We start from the raw sequence: 17,070 nt of genomic DNA, 5'->3' as shown, positions 1-17,070 counted from the left end.
CGTTGATCCGGCCAACGGAGGAAGCTGGCGATAAATGCAGCTATTGTTCTTCCTGCAGCGTGTCTTCCCGCAAATAGCCCGGCCGCCGCCGCAGACACCACCAGGAATAACCGGCGTTGAACAGCACCACTAAAGCGGTGACAGCGAAGACCGTGCGGAAACCGTAGCCGGCGGAGACTGCAGCGCCGAGCAGCGGACCGCTGACGTTGCCGACGTCGCGGAACGATTGGTTGTAGCTGAAGATTCGGCCGGCTACCTGATTGGTGCAGTTGTAAATCAACAGCGTCTGTACCGCCGGCAGCAGCGCGCCGTCGGCCGCCCCCAGCAGAAAACGCAGCACCCCGAGCTGCCACGGCGTTTGCACGAACGCCATCGGGATCAGCAGCAGCACCGAGACGATCAGCATAAACACCAGAATGCGCTCCGGGCCGATGCGATCGCCCAGCTTGCCCAACCGTGGGGCGCTCATCAACGCCGCGACGCCGGGCACCGAGGCAATCAGCCCGCTGATAAACGCCAGGTTATGGGTGGCGCCGGCCAGATCGCGCACATACAGCGTCAGGATCGGCGCAATCGAGCCGGTGGCGATCTGGATGATCATGGTGGTCACGAACAGGCTGAGCACCAGCTTCGGGTTCTTCAGCGAGGCGAACACCTGTTTTGCGTGCAACATGTCGCGCTTTTGCACCGGGGTGAATTGCTCTTTGACATACAGCAGCGTCAGCACGAAACAGACGAACAGCACCGCGGCGGTGATATAAAACACCGGGCGCAGCCCGTAGAGGTCGGCCAGCAAACCGCCGATCAGCGGGCCGACCAGCGCGCCGCCGACGCCGCCGGTTGACAGGGTGCCCAGCGCCCAGCCACTGCGGTTGCGCGGCACCTGGGTGGCGATCAGCGCGTTGGCGTTGGGGATGAACCCGCCGAGCAGCCCCAGCACCGCGCGCAGCGCGAGAAATTGCCAGACCGTTTGCGCCATGCCCATCAGCACCATGACGATCGCCATGCCCAGGGCGGAGCGCAGCAGCATCAGTTTACGGCCGCGTCGGTCGGCCAGGGCGCCCCAAAACGGCGCGGCGATAGCGGAAAACAGGAAGGTGATGCTGAACAGCAGACCGGACCACATGTTGAGCGCCTGATGGCCGGTTACGCCCAGCGTCTCTACGTACAGCGGAAGAAACGGCATCACCAGGCTGAAGGCGGCGCCGGTGAGAAAACACCCGACCCAGGCGACGAAAAGGTTGCGTTTCCAGTTAACGGGTTCTGCTGCCGAAGCCATAAATGTCCACTGTCGAAGGGTGACGCGCTTTGCCGGCGGCATGATGAAGGGGCAAAACGTGAAAGTTAGCCTGATAAGTATGCGCCGCCTGCGTGGCAACGGCAAACCAGAGGACGGAAATAGGGCGAAAAATGAAATAAAGTTTTAAAAATGGCGTTTAAACCTTATTCCGCGCTTAGCGCGCGGAATTTACAGCGTTTTATAAGCCGGCCAGCGCCTCGAAACCGGCGGCGGTGGTGGTCGCGCTAAAGTCGATGACCTCGTAGTGGGCCACGGCGTTGAACGGATCTTCGGCCAGGATGGCGTCCAGCTGCGCACGCTCAATGCCCTTGGCCAGGATCACGCCGCCGGTGCGGGGATTCTTGCGGCCGGAAGCGACGAAGGTGCCGTCCTGAAAATATTTCTTAAGCCAGGCGATGTGCTCGTCAAGGTGGCTGTCGACGTCGGCGATCGGGCGATGGTAGGTCAGGCTGACAATGTACATAGCGGCTCCTGGGGTGTCGGCAAAGGCATTACCATCCCACCCTCGCCGGCGATTCTCAAGAGGCACGCAATAAAAAACCCGCCGACGGCGGGTTGGTTTTATCAGTAAAGCGAAGGCTCGCCTTCAGGACGGGTCTTGAAGCGGCGATGCAGCCACATGTATTGGTCCGGCGCCATCAGGATCTCTTTTTCCACCACTTTATTCATGAAGGCGGCGGCGTCGAGTTCATTATCCAGCGGGAAGTTTTCCACCGCCGGCTGCATGATCAGCTCATACCCTTTGCCGTCCGGCAGGCGACGCGGGGTGAACGGAATGATCGCCGGTTTACCCATTCGCACCAGCACATAGCTGCCGGTGGTGGTGGCGGCTTTGTTCACGGCGAACAGCGGCACGAAAACGCTGCTGCGCGGGCCGTAGTCGTGATCCGGCGCATACCAGATGATATCGCCCTGTTTCAGGGCACGGATCATGCCTTTGACGTCCTTGCGATCCAGCATTGACTTGTTGGAACGCATGCGCCCCCAGGTTTGCAGCCAGTCCATCAGCTTGTTGTCGTGCGGGCGGTAAACGCCGATGCCCGGGTTGTGAATGCCGAAGATACGCGCGCCCAGCTCCAGCGTCAAAAAGTGCAGGCCAATCAGCAGCACGCCCTGCTGGTTGTCGCGCGCTTTTTGGATATGCTCCAGGCCGCTGACCTTGAACCAGCGCTCGATGCGCCAGTTGGGCCAGAACCACGCCATGCCGGTTTCAAACAGCCCCATGCCGACCGATTCGAAATTCTTTACCACCAGCGCATCGCGTTCGGCCTGCGGCATGTCGGGAAAACAGAGCTCGAGGTTGCGTTGGGCGATAGCGACGCGCCGCTTGAGAAAGCGCATGGAAAATCGCCCAATCGAGGTGCCGAGCCAGTAGATGACGGGGTAAGGCAGCAACACCAGCAGATACAGCAAGCCGATGCCGACCCAGGTCAGCCAGTAGCGCGGGTGCAATAAGGAGCGATTGAAAGTAGGAACTTGAGTCATGGGTTCTCTGTTTGAATACGGTTGTTTAAGTGTAATGACAGCGTCATCGCACGGTCTGGCAGCCGGGTGAACTCGGCGGCAAGGTTCGTTTCTGCCGTTTGTTTGCGACTATTGTGGCATTTTTCTGGCGATCCGGGAAAACACAACGCATTAAAATCCCTTTTGGGGCGTTAAATATGCATCGAATGCCGAATTTTTCCACAATCTTTCCTGCCAAAGATAATGGCGATATTATTGTCGGTAATTATTTAGAGGGTAAATATGTTGGCATCATGGATCAGTGCGGGGCTGCTGGTGTTGGGTGCGGCGGTCGGCAGCGTCGGCGCACATCTGCAGATGAACGCGATATTGGCGCTTGCCGGCGTGATGATGGCGCTCGGTATGGTGGCTTCCGCGTTTACCGAAGGCGGCGGGCGCTGAACGGGGCGCTGCGCCAGGGCTGCGCGGCGGCGGTTTTTCGGGTATGATGTGCGCCGCGCGTGGGCCTGCTGGCTGCACGCGGTAATCAGTCACCTCCCGAAAGACAGGAAAGTACACCATGCCAGTGTTACATAACCGAATTTCTAATGAGGAACTGAAGGCGCGCATGCTGGCGGAAACCGAGCCGCGCACCACAGTTTCTTTTTACAAATACTTCTCCATCGACGATCCCAAGGCGTTTCGCGACAGCCTGTACGTTCAGTTTGAAAAACTGAAGGTGTTTGGCCGCATCTACGTGGCGAAAGAGGGCATCAACGCGCAGATCAGCGTGCCGCAGCATAACTTCGATGCGTTCAAATCCGCGCTGTTCGCCTCGCACCCGGCGCTGGATCAGGTACGCCTGAATATCGCGCTCGAAGACGACGGCAAATCCTTCTGGGTGCTGCGCCTCAAGGTGCGTGAGCGTATCGTGGCCGACGGCATCGATGACGAAAGTTTCGATCCGAGCAACGTCGGCGAGTATCTGCAGGCCGAGCGTGTCAATCAGATGATCGACGATCCGAATACGGTATTTGTCGATATGCGCAACCACTATGAGTACGAAGTCGGCCACTTCGAAAACGCCATCGAGGTGCCGTCGGATACCTTCCGCGATCAGCTGCCGATGGCGGTGGAGATGCTGCAGGACAGTAAAGACAAGAATATCGTCATGTACTGCACCGGCGGCATTCGCTGTGAAAAAGCCAGCGCCTATATGCTGCACAACGGTTTTAAAAACATCTACCACGTGGAAGGCGGGATCATCGAGTACACCCGCAAAGCGAAAGAACAGGGGTTGCCGCTGAAGTTTATCGGCAAAAACTTCGTGTTCGATGAGCGCATGGGCGAGCGCATATCCGACGATGTGATCGCCAACTGCCACCAGTGCGGAGCGCCGTGCGACACTCATACCAACTGCAAGAACGACGGCTGCCATCTGTTGTTCATTCAGTGCCCGAGCTGCGCCGCCAAGTTTGAAGGATGCTGCAGCGAGATTTGCCGCGAAGAGCTGAAGCTGCCGCGCGAAGAGCAGCGCGCGCGCCGTGCCGGCCGTGAAAATGGCGTCAAGATCTTCAATAAGTCGAAAGGCTTGCTGCAGACCACGATGCACATTCCGGCACCGGAAGAAGAAGGCCCAGCCCGCTGAGCCTGAGGAAATGAGAAGCCCGGCCGCCAAGCCGGGCTTTTTTTTATTTCTCGCGCACGCCTTCTACGGAGATGATCAGCTCAACGTCTTGCGACGCCGGGCCCAGATCGGTGGTGATGCCGAAATCTTTCAGCTTGATCTTGCCGTTGGCTTCAAAGCCGGCGCGGTAGCCGCCCCACGGATCGTTGCCCTGGCCAATCAGTTTGGCATCGAGCGTAACCGGTTTGGTGACGCCGTTCAGCGTCAGGTTGCCGACCACCGCATAACCGTCGCCGTTTTTCTTCACTTCGGTGGATTCAAACTTGGCCTGCTTGTTCTTCTCCACGTTGAGGAATTCGGCGCTGCGCAGGTGCTTGTCGCGCTCGGCATGGTTGGTGTCGACGCTGGCGGTATTGATGGTCACGTTGACCTTGTCCTTCGAAGGATCTTTTTCGTCGAAGGTGAAGCCGCCGTCGAAGTCTTTAAAGCTGCCGTACAGCCAGCTGTAGCCCAGATGCTGGATACGGAACTCGATAAAGGCGTGCTGGCCCTGTTTGTCGATCTTGTAGTCCGCCGCCAGTGCGGAACCGGCGCTCAGCAGCAGGGCGCCTGCGGTCAGGCCCAATACGGTCTTTTTCAACATAGCAATCTCCATAAATCCAAAGGTTAATCGGCGCTGCTACCCAGCATCCGTTTCAAAGTGACATCACGATCGATAAAGTGATGTTTAAGCGCGGCCAGCCCGTGCAGTACCGAGAGCACTACCACGGCCCAGGCCAGGTAAAGGTGTATGGCGCCGGCGGTATCGGCCTGTTCCGCCATGCCGGTCACGGTGGCGGGCACGTCGAACCAGCCGAAGACGCTGATCGGTTGACCGTCGGCGGTCGAGATCAGATAGCCGCTGATCAGAATGCCGAACAGCACGGCGTACAGCGCCAGATGCGCGAGGATGGCGCTGACGCGAGTGAGGCGGCCATAGCTGGCCAGAGGTTTGGGCGGCGGTGAGACAAAGCGCCAGATCACGCGGATCACCATCACGATGAACAGCAGCGTGCCGATGCTTTTGTGGATCTCCGGCGCCTGGTGATACCAGACGTCGTAATAGCCCAGCGTGACCATCCACAGGCCGAGCGCGAACATGCCGTACACCGTCAACGCCACCAGCCAGTGGATCAACACTGACACATGGCCGAAACGATCGGCGGTATTTTTCCAGAGCATCCTGTTTCCTTCGATTACCGATTGGCTGGCTGCAATAATTAAACTTTAGGAAACATAAAATCAATAATAAATTTAACTATGTTACTTCTTAGAAATATTAGTCAGTGAATTTGTTTGAGATGTTCGTGAACCTTCAGATAAATCGTTGAAGATGATATTGTTTCTCTCGCGCGGTGATTGTGCTAGTTGTTGAAAATTAGGCTTATTATCTATTAATGTCAGCTTTTGTCATTTTACGTAAACCTCGCGTGAGTTGCCCGGTGAGATTATTTGTTGGCAAAGGTTATGCCTATTTTTTGCGGCGCAGAGCAGGGCGGAAAGATTAACGTTGTCGAACGGTTTCGCTAAATCCTCTGCGGTGCAGCGGCGGATTTTGCTACCATTAGCGCCAAGAGACGGCCCCATGAGGCCGGTTAACCCAGTGAAATAACAAGGAAACGTCATGGGCCGAACCCGCGTGACCGACAGCAGCCTGCGTCTGGCCGTCCTGCTGGCGATGTTGGTGATCATTCTGGCCGGGGTGAAAGCCGCCGCCGACATCGTGGTGCCGTTTTTGCTGGCGGTATTTCTCGCCATGGTGTTGAACCCGCTGGTGGCGATGCTGGAACGCAAGCGGGTGCCGCGTATCGTCGGGGTGACGCTGCTGCTGACGGCGGTGATCGTGGTCGTGATGCTGTTTATCGGCATGTTGGGCGCTTCGCTCAATGAGTTCGCCCGCTCGCTGCCGCAGTACCGCGGCATGATGATCGAGAAGCTGCGCGAGCTGCAGCATTACGCCGATCGCTTCAATATCAGCCTCTCCAGCGAAGCGATGCTGCAGTATGTCGATCCCAGCGCGGCGATGAATCTGGTCACCCGCATGCTGGGGCACCTGTCTGGCGCCATGACCAACGTCTTCCTGCTACTGATGACCGTGGTGTTTATGCTGTTCGAAGTGCAGCTGCTGCCTTACAAGCTGCAGCAGGCGCTGGATAAGCCGAACGAGGGGCTCGCCGCGATGCGGCGGGCGCTGGACGGCGTGACGCGCTATCTGGTGATTAAAACCATCATCAGCCTGGCCACCGGGGTGATCGTCTGGATCTTCCTGGCGGCGGTCGGCGTGCGTTTTGCCTTTATCTGGGGGCTGCTGGCGTTTCTGCTCAACTATATTCCCAATATCGGCTCGGTGTTGGCCGCCATTCCGCCGCTGATTCAGGCGCTGCTGTTCAACGGATTGGGGGATGCGCTGGTGGTGGCGGGCGGCTTTATCGCTGTCAACATGGTGATCGGCAATATCCTCGAACCGCGTGTGATGGGGCGCGGGCTGGGGCTGTCGACGCTGGTGGTGTTCCTGTCGCTGATCTTCTGGGGCTGGCTGCTCGGCCCGGTGGGCATGTTGTTGTCGGTGCCGCTGACGATCGTGGCGCGCATCGCGCTGGAGACCACCGAGGGCGGCTATCGTCTGGCGGTTATTCTGGGGGACGGTCGCCCGCCGCGCCAGCCTCCGGCGGCGCCGGAGTGAGGAAGATTTTGCCGCTCACGCCGGGTTGTGCGGCATGCTGCAGCGCCGCTGCGTACTGATGCAAAGGATAAATCGCGGCGGGTGGGCGCAGCGCCAACTGGCCGCGCCGCAGCAGCTGGAACAACTGATAAAACGCCATCTGCCATTGCGCCGGCGCCGCCTGTGCGTTCCATTTGCGCAGGTGGAACAGCGAAGCGCGCAGCTTTAACTCGTCCACCACGCGCCGCCAGTCTACCTGGTGGCCGCTCAGCAGGCCCAGCGCCACAAAATCGCCGCCGGAGCGCACCGCCCGCGCCAATTGCAATCCGTCTTCTCCACCGATGCAGTCGATGGCCGCACGGGCGCCAAAATTCGTCATTTCCACCAGCTGCGGCGCTTCGATAACGCGCCAGGCGCCGGCGGCCAGTAAAGCCTGACGATGAGCGGCGTTGCGCACCACGACCGCCAGACGAATACCGCGCAGCGCCGTCAGCTGCGCCAGCAGCAGGCTGACAGCGGAGCCGCCGCCGTTGAGCAGCAGTACGTCGCCGGCGTTGAGCGGCAGCCATTGCGTCAACAGCACCCAGCAGGTGAGCGGGTTGATATAGATTTGCGCTGCGCCAGCGTCGTCAATGTCGTCCGGCACCCAGATCACCCGATCCTCAGGCAGCGTGACGAAGGTTTGCCAACTGCCGTTACCCGCTACCGCCAGCGCGCGTCGGCCCGTTGAATGCCCATTCTGCGGATTGACGATGATGCCTACGCCTTCATATCCCGGCACCTGCGGCAGGGCGGTGCGGTGCGCGTATTGGCCGTGGATCGGGATCAGATCGGAAGGGTTGATCGGGGCATAGCGCATCTGCAATAACCGCTGTCCGGGGCGCAGCAGCGGTCTGCTCATCTGCTGCAATTCCAGCACCTGGGTGGGATCGCCGAAGCGGCTGAAGCTCAATCGGGGAAATAACGGTGGCATGGCTTACATGACGAAGAAGAAATAGACATCCAACGCCAGCAGCACCAGCCACAGACAAAGGTAAAGCACCAGGTGCTCACGCACGTTGTTGACGATAGCCGCCAGTATTCGGTTTAACATTTCAGCCGCCTGAAGAGAAGGACCCTTGATTATAGTCCTTTTCTCGGCGTCTTTTACAGCGCACCGCGCGTGAGTGCTGGAAGAGCGGCGATAAAAAAGCCTGCGTTATCGCAGGCTTGATGTTATACCGCCAGCAGCGCCAGCGGCGTCGAATTGGTTGGCGTGCTCGGTGGGTAGAAATAGCGCAGCACGTTATACAGCGAGTAGAACTCCAGCCGGTTGCGCGCGTTGATCTTCTCCGTGATGTGACGCTTGTGCACGTACACCGTATGCGAGCTGATCTGCAGCTTTTTCGCGATGCGGTAGTTGGGCATTTCCGCCATCCAATATTTCATTACCGTCAGTTCTTGCGGGCTGAACAGGGAACGCTCTTCGCCGTCATCGGCCAGCGCCAGCGGATTTTCGCGCAGCGTGCGTAAGGTGAGCGGCAGAATGCTTTTATTGAACAGAAAGGCATTATCGGCAATGCGCATTGGCGCTTCGCTGTAAGGATAAGGTGTATCGAGATAGATAAACAGCAAGGCGGACTGGCTGGCTTCCATAAATGCCTGCAGCTGTGCGTCCGCTTCGTTATAGCGGCATTGGTTGCTGAGGTTCACCAGAATGTGGCTCGGCTGAAAGCTGGCCAACAGCGATGTAGCGTATTCAATGCTGTGGCAGCACTTGATCGTCGTGATCCCACTATCAGCAAAGTAGCTGGCTATACCGACCCGGGTGAAGCAGCATTCGTCCACGACAAGTAGTTTCATGGTGACGTCCTTGTTGAAAGCCGATGGAGCATATCTTCTGTAAAATAGGACTTACACTGCAAGTGTTCAATTCGGAAATTCAAATGCTGAATGCAAGAAATTTCCGTCATCAGAGTTTTTACTTGGTATTTAAAAGAGTTAGCAGGTTAATAAATTGTAACCAGCAGATTTCGCTGTCCAGGGCGCGACGGGAACGTGGACAGCGAAATCCTTCGCTTAGCTGAATCGCTTCAGACCAAAGCTGGAGAGGTCAACCGGCGGCGCTTTGTCCTGCGCGAACAGCGCGGCGATCTCGCCCAGTGCGCTGGCGAACTTGAAGCCGTGGCCGCTCAATCCGCTGATGACCATCAGGCGATCGCAATCCGGCAGGGTATCGATAATAAAATCTTCGTCGGGGCTCATATCATAACTGCAGGCTTCGCCGTGTAAACATACGCCTACACCCGGCAAAAATTGCCGCAGGAAGGAGAAAACTTCCGTGCCGTCGCTGGCGTAGCTGCCGAAGGGTTTGCGCTGTTCGGGGGCATCCATCGGCTGGCCGCCGTCGTGTTTGCCCACTTTCAGGCCATCGTTATCCGCCGGGAAGCCGTAATAGTGCGTGCCGTCCTGCGCTTCGACGGTAAAGGCCGGGAAGCGATTGTTCACGCTGTAGCGGCCGTCCGCCTGATGCCAGGAGAATACCTTGCGCAATGGCGCGATAGGCAGCTGCGGCAACAGCGCTTTCACCCAGGTGCCTGCGGTGACCACCGCTTTTCGCGCCGTGAAACGCCCTTCGCCGGTGACGATCTCAACGCCGCCATCAATGGGGTTCACCGCGCTGACCGGGCAGTTGAAAAGCTGGCTGCAGCCGGCCTCTTTCGCCAGTTTGATCAGGCTGGCAACCGCCAGTTCGGAGCGCAGGAAGCCGGCGTCCGGCTCGAAGACGCCGACGTAACCTTCCGGCGCGCGGAATTCCGGCCAGCGTTGAGCGATCTGTTCGGCGCTGAGGGTTTGCGCGTTCAGGCGAAACTTTTGCGCGCTCTGCTGAGCATTGCGAATGAATTCGGAGTGCTGCGGCCCCAGGTTGAGCACGCCGCACGACTGGAACAGTTCTTCACCGGATTGTTGAATCAGCGCATTCCACAGCGCCTGTGCGCGCAGCACCAGCGGCACGTACTTTTCACCTTCGCCGTAAGCGTGACGAATGATGCGGGTATCGCCGTGATGGCTGCCGTTGCGATGTGGAGGAATGGCGCTGTCGATCATCAGCGCTTTCAAGCCGGCCCGGGTAGCGTAATACCCTGCCGCCGCGCCGACTGAACCGCTGCCCACCACGATCAAATCATATTCCACGTGCCCACCCTCTCTGATAGCAATTGCTTATCGCCCCATGATAAAAGGTTGGCGAGCGCAATGCACTGATTGAACGGTGAAAGGCAAAGAAAAAGGCGCCGGGAACGGTCACGGCGCCTTAGGGTTAGGGGACGATGAATCAATGTTTTCTGCGATCAAGATCCTGGTAATCCGTAGCTTCAATCTTGGCGATGCCGGCCTCTAAAATATTGATTAATTGACGGGCGACATCTGTAGTCAGCCAAAGCGTTCGGTCTACTTGGGCTTCTTCGGGCGTTTGGTCTAGTGAAGACAGGTAATGAAGGCGTATCATCATGGCGTCGTAAACGTCGACAGTACTGATATCCCAACCGACAAGCGGGTGCGTCTGAATTACTTCATCATTTCTGTCCATAAAGACCCCTTATTGAGTAGTAACTACCGTGAGTGACTAACGAGGATCAATGCGGCTCATCATCATGAGAGCAATTACAGTATACGCATCCGCTTTCATCGGTGGAGAGGGTTGTCACCGAAATTTGCAAAATAAATATTTATTTGAACAATTATTCTACAAATTTGTATGTGCAGCAGTGGATGAGCAGAGCGCAGGGCGTTATTCCGCGTCGGCAGGCGGCGATGCGCCATGCAGACATTTTTCCAGCTCTTCGGCCAAATGGGCGAAATGCTTTTGCGTTTCGGCATCGCGATTCTGGCTGTGCGATTCCAGCTTCAGGCTGTGGATCAGCCGTTGGTTGGCTTTGTCATCCAGGCTGAAGGCCAGATAAGAGAAAGCCACTTCCAGTACGTTCAAGCGCCTTTTCTGATCGGCTATCAGCGCCAGCAGTTCGCCAAACGTCATTGCGTCTTCGGATTTCACCTTGTCCGGGGCCATGCTTACTCCTTTGCGTTAAATACAGCGCTGAGGCGGATTTTGTTCCAGAGTAAGGGTAAGCGATGAATGGGCAGGGCGCCAGAAACAAAAAAGCCGGAGAGCGACCCCCGGCAAAAACAGCATTGCAGTGTTATTCTGCGCTAAACCATTCGTCTGCGCTTTCCCAGGTTTCCTGAAGGATTTCCTCGATCAGATCCCGGTCGGTTTTGGCGCCCCCCAGCACGGAGAGCCCGTTGGCGCCGGCATAACGTACGTGCACGACGGCGTCTGGAAACTGGCGGTTGACCCGCTTGCCCAGTTCTCCGGTCAGCGCCTCAATGGCGCCCGCCGGCAGCGGCCGGGTTTTATCTATAGTGACTTCAACACGCATAATTGCCCCCGAAGCGATTTACTGTTTATTTATACAGTTAACCGAGTGCGGGGGCAAGAGGGCGAAGCAAAAATATCAGTCTTTCAGCGACCAGTTCAGGGTTTCACCCGCCAGGAAGGGGATCACGGATTCATTGCCGAGAGCGATCTCTTCCGGCTGGGTGGTTGGCACGCGCTGCAGTTCGATGAAGTCTTCGTTGAGCGGCAGGCCATAGAAGCGCGGGCCGTTGAGCGAACAGAAGGCTTCAAAGTGTTCCAACGCGCCGAGTTGTTCGAACACGGCGGCGTAAGCCGGGATGGCATTCGGCGCGTTGAAGCAACCGGCGCAGCCACAGCTGGACTCTTTACGGTGCTTGAGGTGCGGCGCGGAGTCGGTGCCAAGGAAGAAGCGGTCCGAGCCGCTGGCCACCGCCTGACGCAGCGCCTCCTGGTGGACATTGCGCTTGAGGATCGGCAAGCAGAACAGGTGAGGGCGAATGCCACCGACCAGCATGTGGTTGCGGTTGAACATCAGGTGCTGCGGCGTGATGGTGGCGCCGAGGAAACGATTGCCTGCCTGCACATATTGCGCCGCTTCCTTGGTGGTGATGTGCTCGAAGACGATCTTCAGCTCAGGGAAATGCTGACGAATCGGTTCCATCACCTGTTCGATAAAGCGCGCCTCGCGGTCGAAGATATCGACGGCGGGATCGGTCACTTCGCCGTGGATCAGCAAAGGCATGCCGATTTTTTGCATCTGTTCGAACAGCGGGTAAATACCGGTCACGTCGCTCACGCCGTGGCTGGAGTTGGTGGTGGCGTTAGCCGGATACAGCTTGGCGGCAGTAAACACCCCTTGCTCGAAGCCGTTGACCAGTTCACTGGCCGCCAGGGAGTTGGTCAGGTAGCAGGTCATCAGCGGAGTGAAGTTGTGCCCCTGCGGGACCGCCGCCAGAATGCGATCGCGGTAGGCGCGCGCGGCGGCCACGGTCGTTACGGGCGGAACCAGGTTCGGCATCACGATCGCCCGGCCAAATACCTGACTGGTATAGGGCACCACCGTTTTCAGCATTTCATCGTCACGCAGGTGGATATGCCAGTCGTCTGGGCGGCGGATTTTCAGAACTTGAGGTTGTGCGGTCATCTAGCTAGGCTCCGGCGGTCAAATACGTCTAATGAAAAGCGAATAATGGGTTTATTCACGCCGGGGTGTAAGGATAAGCGGAAAGTGCCGCAGATGCATCTGTTTGTTGCCGACAAGTTGAAATCAATGGGCCAGCAGGCGCATAGTGGCAGGGATTTCAACGATGCCGACATGATTAGGGTCGACTGCCATCAAGTGGAAAGGGAGAAAACAATGGAAGTACGCGTTATTGCCACCCTGCAAGCAAAAGCGGGATTTGAGGCCGCCGTCAGCGAAGCGGTGCACGACATACTTGAGCCGAGCCGCCAGGAGTTGGGCAACCTGCAATATGATTTGCATCGCGACCTGGAAAAGCCGGGTGTTTTCGTGTTCTTTGAGCGTTGGGCCAGCAGCGAAGCGCTGGATAAGCATAATGAGACGGCGCATTTTCAGCAGTTTGTCAGCCGGCTTGACGGCAAGTTGGATGTTCTGGACATCAAAAAACTGAAGAAGATCGCCTGAGTATTTTACAGGCAAGAAAAAACCCGCCGATGGCGGGTTTTTTTAGGGTTGCAGATTAACTTATTCGTTAACCGGCTGCGGCTTGGTGGCCGGCGCGGTCGCCTGGCTTACCGCCGAATGACCGCCTGCGGAGCCTTTGCCTTCGAAGTTGAAGGAAGGGCGCTGCCAGTCGCTGTGCTTGCGTTCTTCCGGCACATAGGCTGGTGCCGGCGCTTTGGTCATCGGCGCAGTGGCGATGTGTTTGTACAGCACGTTCTGCACGGCTTTCACCGGCACCGGCTGTTGAGCAACCACTGGCGCAGGGGCTGTTTCCACCGGAGCGGCTTCCAGGGCTGCTGCCGCAGGTGCAGCTTCTACCACTGGCGTTTCTTCCGCTGGCGTGGCTTCCACGGCTGCTGCCGCAGGTGCAGCTTCTACCACTGGCGTTTCTTCCGCTGGCGTGGCTTCTACCGGCGCAGTTTCGACCACAGGCTCGTCCTCCACCGACTTAGCTTCAACTACAGGCTCTGCAGCAACGGTTTCAACTACCGGCTCGGCTTCCACTGCCGGGGCAGTCTCTTCCACTTTCGGCTCTTCAACCGCGACTTCCGCCGGCGCCGGGGTTTCCTCGGCCGGGATAGCAACGACAGGCGCTACGGCTGCAGCTTCTTCCGTGACGGTGACGGCGGCAGTTTCAACGGCGGCTTCTGGTGCCGGTTCGTTGACGCTGGCCGCGGTCTGGGTTTCTTCCACGGCAACGTTGTGTTGTTCAACCGCTGCGGCGACAACCGGTGCCTGCTCTACGGCTTCGGTCTGCACTTCGGCTTCTTCAACCTGAGCGACCGGGTAGCTTACCCAGACTTTGCCCGATGCCATTTCCGGCGAAGCGAAGGCACCCGCCAGCGGCATTGGAGATTGCAGCGGGTAACGCTCATCGCGGTAACGACGGCGGCGCTGGCCGCTGACGCGCAGGTGACGCGGTGAACGACGGGAACGGCGCGGCATGCCTTCGCCGTTGCCGCGGTTTTCACCCTGGGCATCGTCTTCCGGCTGTGCGGCAACGGTTTCCGGCAGCAGCTTGACGCTGTCGTCGGCGGTCGGCTGCACGTCTTCGGCTTTCGCTACCGGCGCTTTCGGCGCCAACAGCTCTTCCGCTGCACGCTGCAGCTCTTCTTCGGCAGACAGGATACGCACTTTCTGCGACAGTGGGCGGCGCTGACGGCGCTGCATGTTCTGCTGCTGGCGTTCTTCCTGCTCTTCGTCGGTGCTCTCGACCGCTTCAACGCTTTCCAGCGCTTTCACTTCCTGCTGAGCCTGACGTTTCTCTTCCTGACGGCGACGCTGGCGTTCAGCACGCTGCTCACGACGCTGCTGCTGATCTTCGCGCGGCGCTTTAGCGCTTTCTTCCGTTGCGGTTTCCTCCGCTACCGGCGCGTTCTGCTGCTGGTTGCGGCGGTTACGGCGCTGCTCATCGCGGGATTCACGCGATTCACGGCCTTCACGGTTCTCACGCGGTTCACGGTTGTCGCGCTCGCGATTGTCACGGCCTTCACCGCGCTCTTTACGCTCGCCGCGTTCCGGACGATCGCCACGCTCACCGCGCTCTTTACGGCCGGTGCCTTGGCGGCGCTGACCGCGACGATCCTGACGACGGTTTTCACCGTTGCCTTCCGCTTTCGGCGTTTCGGCCGGTTTGGCTTCTTCGACGGCAGGTTGTTCTTCACCGGCGAACAGGCTCTTCAGACCACCGAACAGGCGGCCCAGGAAGCCCGGCTTGGCGGCGACCGGCGCTGCGGCTTTCGCCTTGGCGGCGGCAGCGACAGGTTTGGCCACGGCGACGGGCTCTTCAGCCGGCGGCGGCGCATCGGCGGACAGCGAGAAGGAAGCCAGGGCCGGTTGCTCCGGACGCTTGCGTTCCATCGGCGCATCTTCCAGCGGGCGCTCCATGTCTTCTTCGTGCAGCTTCGGCAGCAGGTAGCTGAGGGTGGAAGTCTCTTCGCCCTTGCGCACGCGCAGCACAGAGTAGTGTGGAGTTTGCATCTGATCGTTCGGCACGATGACGGCTTTCACGCCGCCCTGGCGTTTTTCGATCGCGCTGACGGATTCGCGCTTTTCGTTCAGCAGGTACGAAGCGACCTGAACCGGCACGATAGCGTGAACTTCTTTGGTGTTTTCCTTGAGCGCTTCTTCTTCGATCAGGCGCAGAATGGACAGCGCCAGCGATTCGTTGTCGCGAATGGTGCCGGTGCCGTTACAGCGTGGGCACACGTGGTGGCTGGACTCGCCCAGCGACGGGCTGAGGCGCTGACGCGACATTTCCAGCAGGCCGAAGCGGGAGATGCGGCCGATTTGGATGCGCGCGCGGTCTTGGCGCACGGCGTCACGCAGGCGGTTTTCCACTTCGCGCTGGTGGCGTACCGGCGTCATGTCGATGAAGTCGATGACGATCAGGCCGCCGAGGTCGCGCAGGCGCAGCTGGCGAGCGATTTCGTCCGCCGCTTCCAGGTTGGTGTTGAACGCCGTTTCTTCGATGTCGCCGCCGCGGGTTGCGCGCGCGGAGTTGATGTCGATGGCGGTCAGCGCTTCGGTGCTGTCGATGACGATCGAGCCGCCGGACGGCAGGCGCACTTCGCGCTGGAAGGCGGATTCGATCTGCGATTCGATCTGGTAGTGGCTGAACAGGGGGATTTCACCGCTGTACAGTTTGATTTTGCTGCTGAAATCCGGGCGACCCAGCGCAGCGATGTGCTCTTTGGCCAGATCGAGAATTTTCGGGTTGTCGATCAGGATTTCGCCGATGTCCGGGCGCAGGTAGTCGCGGAAGGCGCGCACGATAACGTTGCTTTCCTGGTGGATCAGGAACGGCGCAGGGCGGCCTTCGGCGGCTTTTTTAATCGCTTCCCAGTGCTTCAGACGGAAGGAAAGATCCCACTGCAGCGCGTCGGCGGATTTGCCTACGCCCGCGGTGCGAACGATCAGGCCCATGCCGTCCGGCAGCTGCAGCGAGGAGAGCGCTTCTTTCAGCTCGGTGCGATCGTCACCCTCGATGCGGCGAGAAATACCGCCGGCGCGCGGGTTGTTCGGCATCAACACCAGATAGCTGCCCGCCAGGCTGATGAAGGTGGTCAAGGCGGCGCCTTTGTTGCCACGTTCTTCTTTGTCTACCTGAACAATGACTTCCTGGCCTTCGCGCAGCACATCTTTGATGTTCGGGCGGCCATGGGAAGAGTAATTGCTAGGGAAGTATTCGCGGGCGATTTCTTTAAGGGGGAGGAAACCATGTCGTTCTGCGCCGTAATCCACGAACGCTGCTTCAAGACTTGGTTCAATGCGGGTGATTTTGCCTTTGTAAATATTCGCTTTTTTCTGCTCATGACCCGGACTTTCGATATCCAAATCATACAGCCGCTGTCCATCTACGAGGGCAACACGCAACTCTTCCTGCTGAGTTGCGTTAATCAACATTCTTTTCATCTTAACTTACTCGTTATTTTTACATTATCGACAAAGCTGCGGGCAAAATAACCTCATGGCCGGAGTTAAACCGAAAGCCCCGTGTCTTCTCGCAAAGTCGTCAACCTCACGGTTGTCGCCTGCATAGGGGCGCATTATCTCGGTAAGCCTGCTTTTCTTTGTGAAAGACAGCACTTTTACTAGGGGAATAGCCTCTGATTTACGTCGACAGATCTGATTCCATTTGCCGGCCAAGCTGCAACCCGCAGCCCGCTAATTGTTTGATTTCGCATTACGTCTTACGCCATTGCTGCGTTTTTGCGCGATCAGACAAATTTTATAATTCCACCGTTTTCCCTGTTTAACGAGAATCAACGCGGAAAGTGACTGCATTATTCCACTGCTGATGCCGTTATAGCAAGGTGACTTTTCCTTAACTGCGGAAGAAATCGCAAACGTTCAAATCGGCTTGCTGCCTTATTGTCCGCTGGGGTTTCGCCCGCCGTCAGAGAGACAGTTAAGCACA

At 58.1% G+C, this 17,070-nt stretch carries 18 protein-coding genes; 4 read left to right on the top strand and 14 right to left on the bottom strand.

Going from position 1 to position 17,070, the window contains the following annotated elements; genetic code table 11:
- Positions 1-40 precede the first annotated feature (40 nt).
- The 3 genes from mdtG to ACJ8IJ_RS20025 form a co-directional block, all read right to left on the bottom strand.
- Positions 41-1,279, bottom strand: coding sequence for a multidrug efflux MFS transporter MdtG (gene mdtG, locus ACJ8IJ_RS20035; protein ID WP_442518481.1), 1,239 nt, complete (start codon positions 1,277-1,279; stop codon positions 41-43).
- Positions 1,280-1,478: 199 nt separating this feature from the next.
- Entirely contained in the window at positions 1,479-1,763 is a 285-nt protein-coding gene (locus ACJ8IJ_RS20030) for a YciI family protein (protein WP_442518480.1), read from the bottom strand.
- Positions 1,764-1,864: 101 nt separating this feature from the next.
- The gene (locus ACJ8IJ_RS20025; RefSeq protein ID WP_131164369.1) at positions 1,865-2,785 is read right to left on the bottom strand and encodes a Kdo(2)-lipid IV(A) acyltransferase; all 921 of its coding nucleotides are present in this window, start codon (positions 2,783-2,785) and stop codon (positions 1,865-1,867) included.
- A 261-nt stretch (positions 2,786-3,046) separates the two neighbouring features.
- Here ACJ8IJ_RS20025 and ACJ8IJ_RS20020 point away from each other — a divergent pair, with 261 nt between their 5' ends.
- Positions 3,047-3,205, top strand: a complete 159-nt coding sequence (locus tag ACJ8IJ_RS20020) for a hypothetical protein (protein WP_015377427.1) — start codon at positions 3,047-3,049, stop codon at positions 3,203-3,205.
- A 118-nt stretch (positions 3,206-3,323) separates the two neighbouring features.
- Entirely contained in the window at positions 3,324-4,391 is a 1,068-nt protein-coding gene (gene trhO / locus ACJ8IJ_RS20015; protein WP_131164368.1) for an oxygen-dependent tRNA uridine(34) hydroxylase TrhO, read from the top strand.
- A 43-nt stretch (positions 4,392-4,434) separates the two neighbouring features.
- Here the strand turns inward: trhO and ACJ8IJ_RS20010 are convergent, their stop codons facing one another.
- Entirely contained in the window at positions 4,435-5,013 is a 579-nt protein-coding gene (locus ACJ8IJ_RS20010) for a YceI family protein (protein WP_015377429.1), read from the bottom strand.
- A 23-nt stretch (positions 5,014-5,036) separates the two neighbouring features.
- Positions 5,037-5,591, bottom strand: a complete 555-nt coding sequence (locus ACJ8IJ_RS20005; RefSeq protein WP_004927830.1) for a cytochrome b — start codon at positions 5,589-5,591, stop codon at positions 5,037-5,039.
- A 442-nt stretch (positions 5,592-6,033) separates the two neighbouring features.
- Here ACJ8IJ_RS20005 and ACJ8IJ_RS20000 point away from each other — a divergent pair, with 442 nt between their 5' ends.
- On the top strand, positions 6,034-7,092 hold the full coding sequence (locus tag ACJ8IJ_RS20000; RefSeq protein WP_021504908.1) for an AI-2E family transporter: 1,059 nt from the start codon (positions 6,034-6,036) through the stop codon (positions 7,090-7,092).
- On the opposite strand, the gene ACJ8IJ_RS19995 is transcribed toward ACJ8IJ_RS20000, so the two are convergent.
- From ACJ8IJ_RS19995 to pyrC, 8 genes are all read right to left on the bottom strand, one after another.
- Entirely contained in the window at positions 7,040-8,044 is a 1,005-nt protein-coding gene (locus ACJ8IJ_RS19995) for a zinc-dependent alcohol dehydrogenase family protein (RefSeq protein ID WP_131164367.1), read from the bottom strand. The genes ACJ8IJ_RS20000 and ACJ8IJ_RS19995 overlap by 53 nt on opposite strands.
- Before the next feature lie 3 nt (positions 8,045-8,047).
- The gene (locus tag ACJ8IJ_RS19990) at positions 8,048-8,164 is read right to left on the bottom strand and encodes a DUF2770 family protein (RefSeq protein WP_004927822.1); all 117 of its coding nucleotides are present in this window, start codon (positions 8,162-8,164) and stop codon (positions 8,048-8,050) included.
- Positions 8,165-8,286: 122 nt separating this feature from the next.
- On the bottom strand, positions 8,287-8,913 hold the full coding sequence (locus ACJ8IJ_RS19985) for a LuxR C-terminal-related transcriptional regulator (RefSeq protein ID WP_049189150.1): 627 nt from the start codon (positions 8,911-8,913) through the stop codon (positions 8,287-8,289).
- A gap of 216 nt (positions 8,914-9,129) precedes the next feature.
- Entirely contained in the window at positions 9,130-10,245 is a 1,116-nt protein-coding gene (gene solA, locus ACJ8IJ_RS19980; RefSeq protein WP_085058616.1) for an N-methyl-L-tryptophan oxidase, read from the bottom strand.
- 139 nt (positions 10,246-10,384) lie between these two features.
- A complete protein-coding gene (gene bssS, locus ACJ8IJ_RS19975) occupies positions 10,385-10,639 on the bottom strand; it encodes a biofilm formation regulator BssS (protein WP_004927812.1) in 255 nt (84 codons plus the stop codon).
- A gap of 201 nt (positions 10,640-10,840) precedes the next feature.
- Complete coding sequence (locus ACJ8IJ_RS19970) at positions 10,841-11,119, bottom strand: hypothetical protein (RefSeq protein WP_004927809.1); 279 nt, start codon at positions 11,117-11,119, stop codon at positions 10,841-10,843.
- Between the two features lie 130 nt (positions 11,120-11,249).
- On the bottom strand, positions 11,250-11,489 hold the full coding sequence (gene dinI / locus ACJ8IJ_RS19965; RefSeq protein ID WP_015377444.1) for a DNA damage-inducible protein I: 240 nt from the start codon (positions 11,487-11,489) through the stop codon (positions 11,250-11,252).
- Positions 11,490-11,564: 75 nt separating this feature from the next.
- The gene (gene pyrC, locus ACJ8IJ_RS19960) at positions 11,565-12,611 is read right to left on the bottom strand and encodes a dihydroorotase (RefSeq protein WP_004927803.1); all 1,047 of its coding nucleotides are present in this window, start codon (positions 12,609-12,611) and stop codon (positions 11,565-11,567) included.
- Positions 12,612-12,824: 213 nt separating this feature from the next.
- Between pyrC and ACJ8IJ_RS19955 the strand changes: the two genes are divergently transcribed.
- Positions 12,825-13,112 (top strand): putative quinol monooxygenase, encoded by a 288-nt coding sequence (locus ACJ8IJ_RS19955; protein ID WP_004927799.1) that lies wholly within the window; start codon positions 12,825-12,827, stop codon positions 13,110-13,112.
- A 60-nt stretch (positions 13,113-13,172) separates the two neighbouring features.
- On the opposite strand, the gene rne is transcribed toward ACJ8IJ_RS19955, so the two are convergent.
- Complete coding sequence (rne, locus tag ACJ8IJ_RS19950) at positions 13,173-16,565, bottom strand: ribonuclease E (protein ID WP_442518479.1); 3,393 nt, start codon at positions 16,563-16,565, stop codon at positions 13,173-13,175.
- Positions 16,566-17,070: the final 505 nt, after the last annotated feature.

Source organism: Serratia sp. CY40230, assembly GCF_052168835.1.
GTDB classification, from domain to species: Bacteria; Pseudomonadota; Gammaproteobacteria; order Enterobacterales; family Enterobacteriaceae; genus Serratia; species Serratia nematodiphila.
The sequence above is the reverse complement of the archived record's forward strand: the minus strand, read 5'-3'. Positions and strand labels throughout refer to the sequence as shown.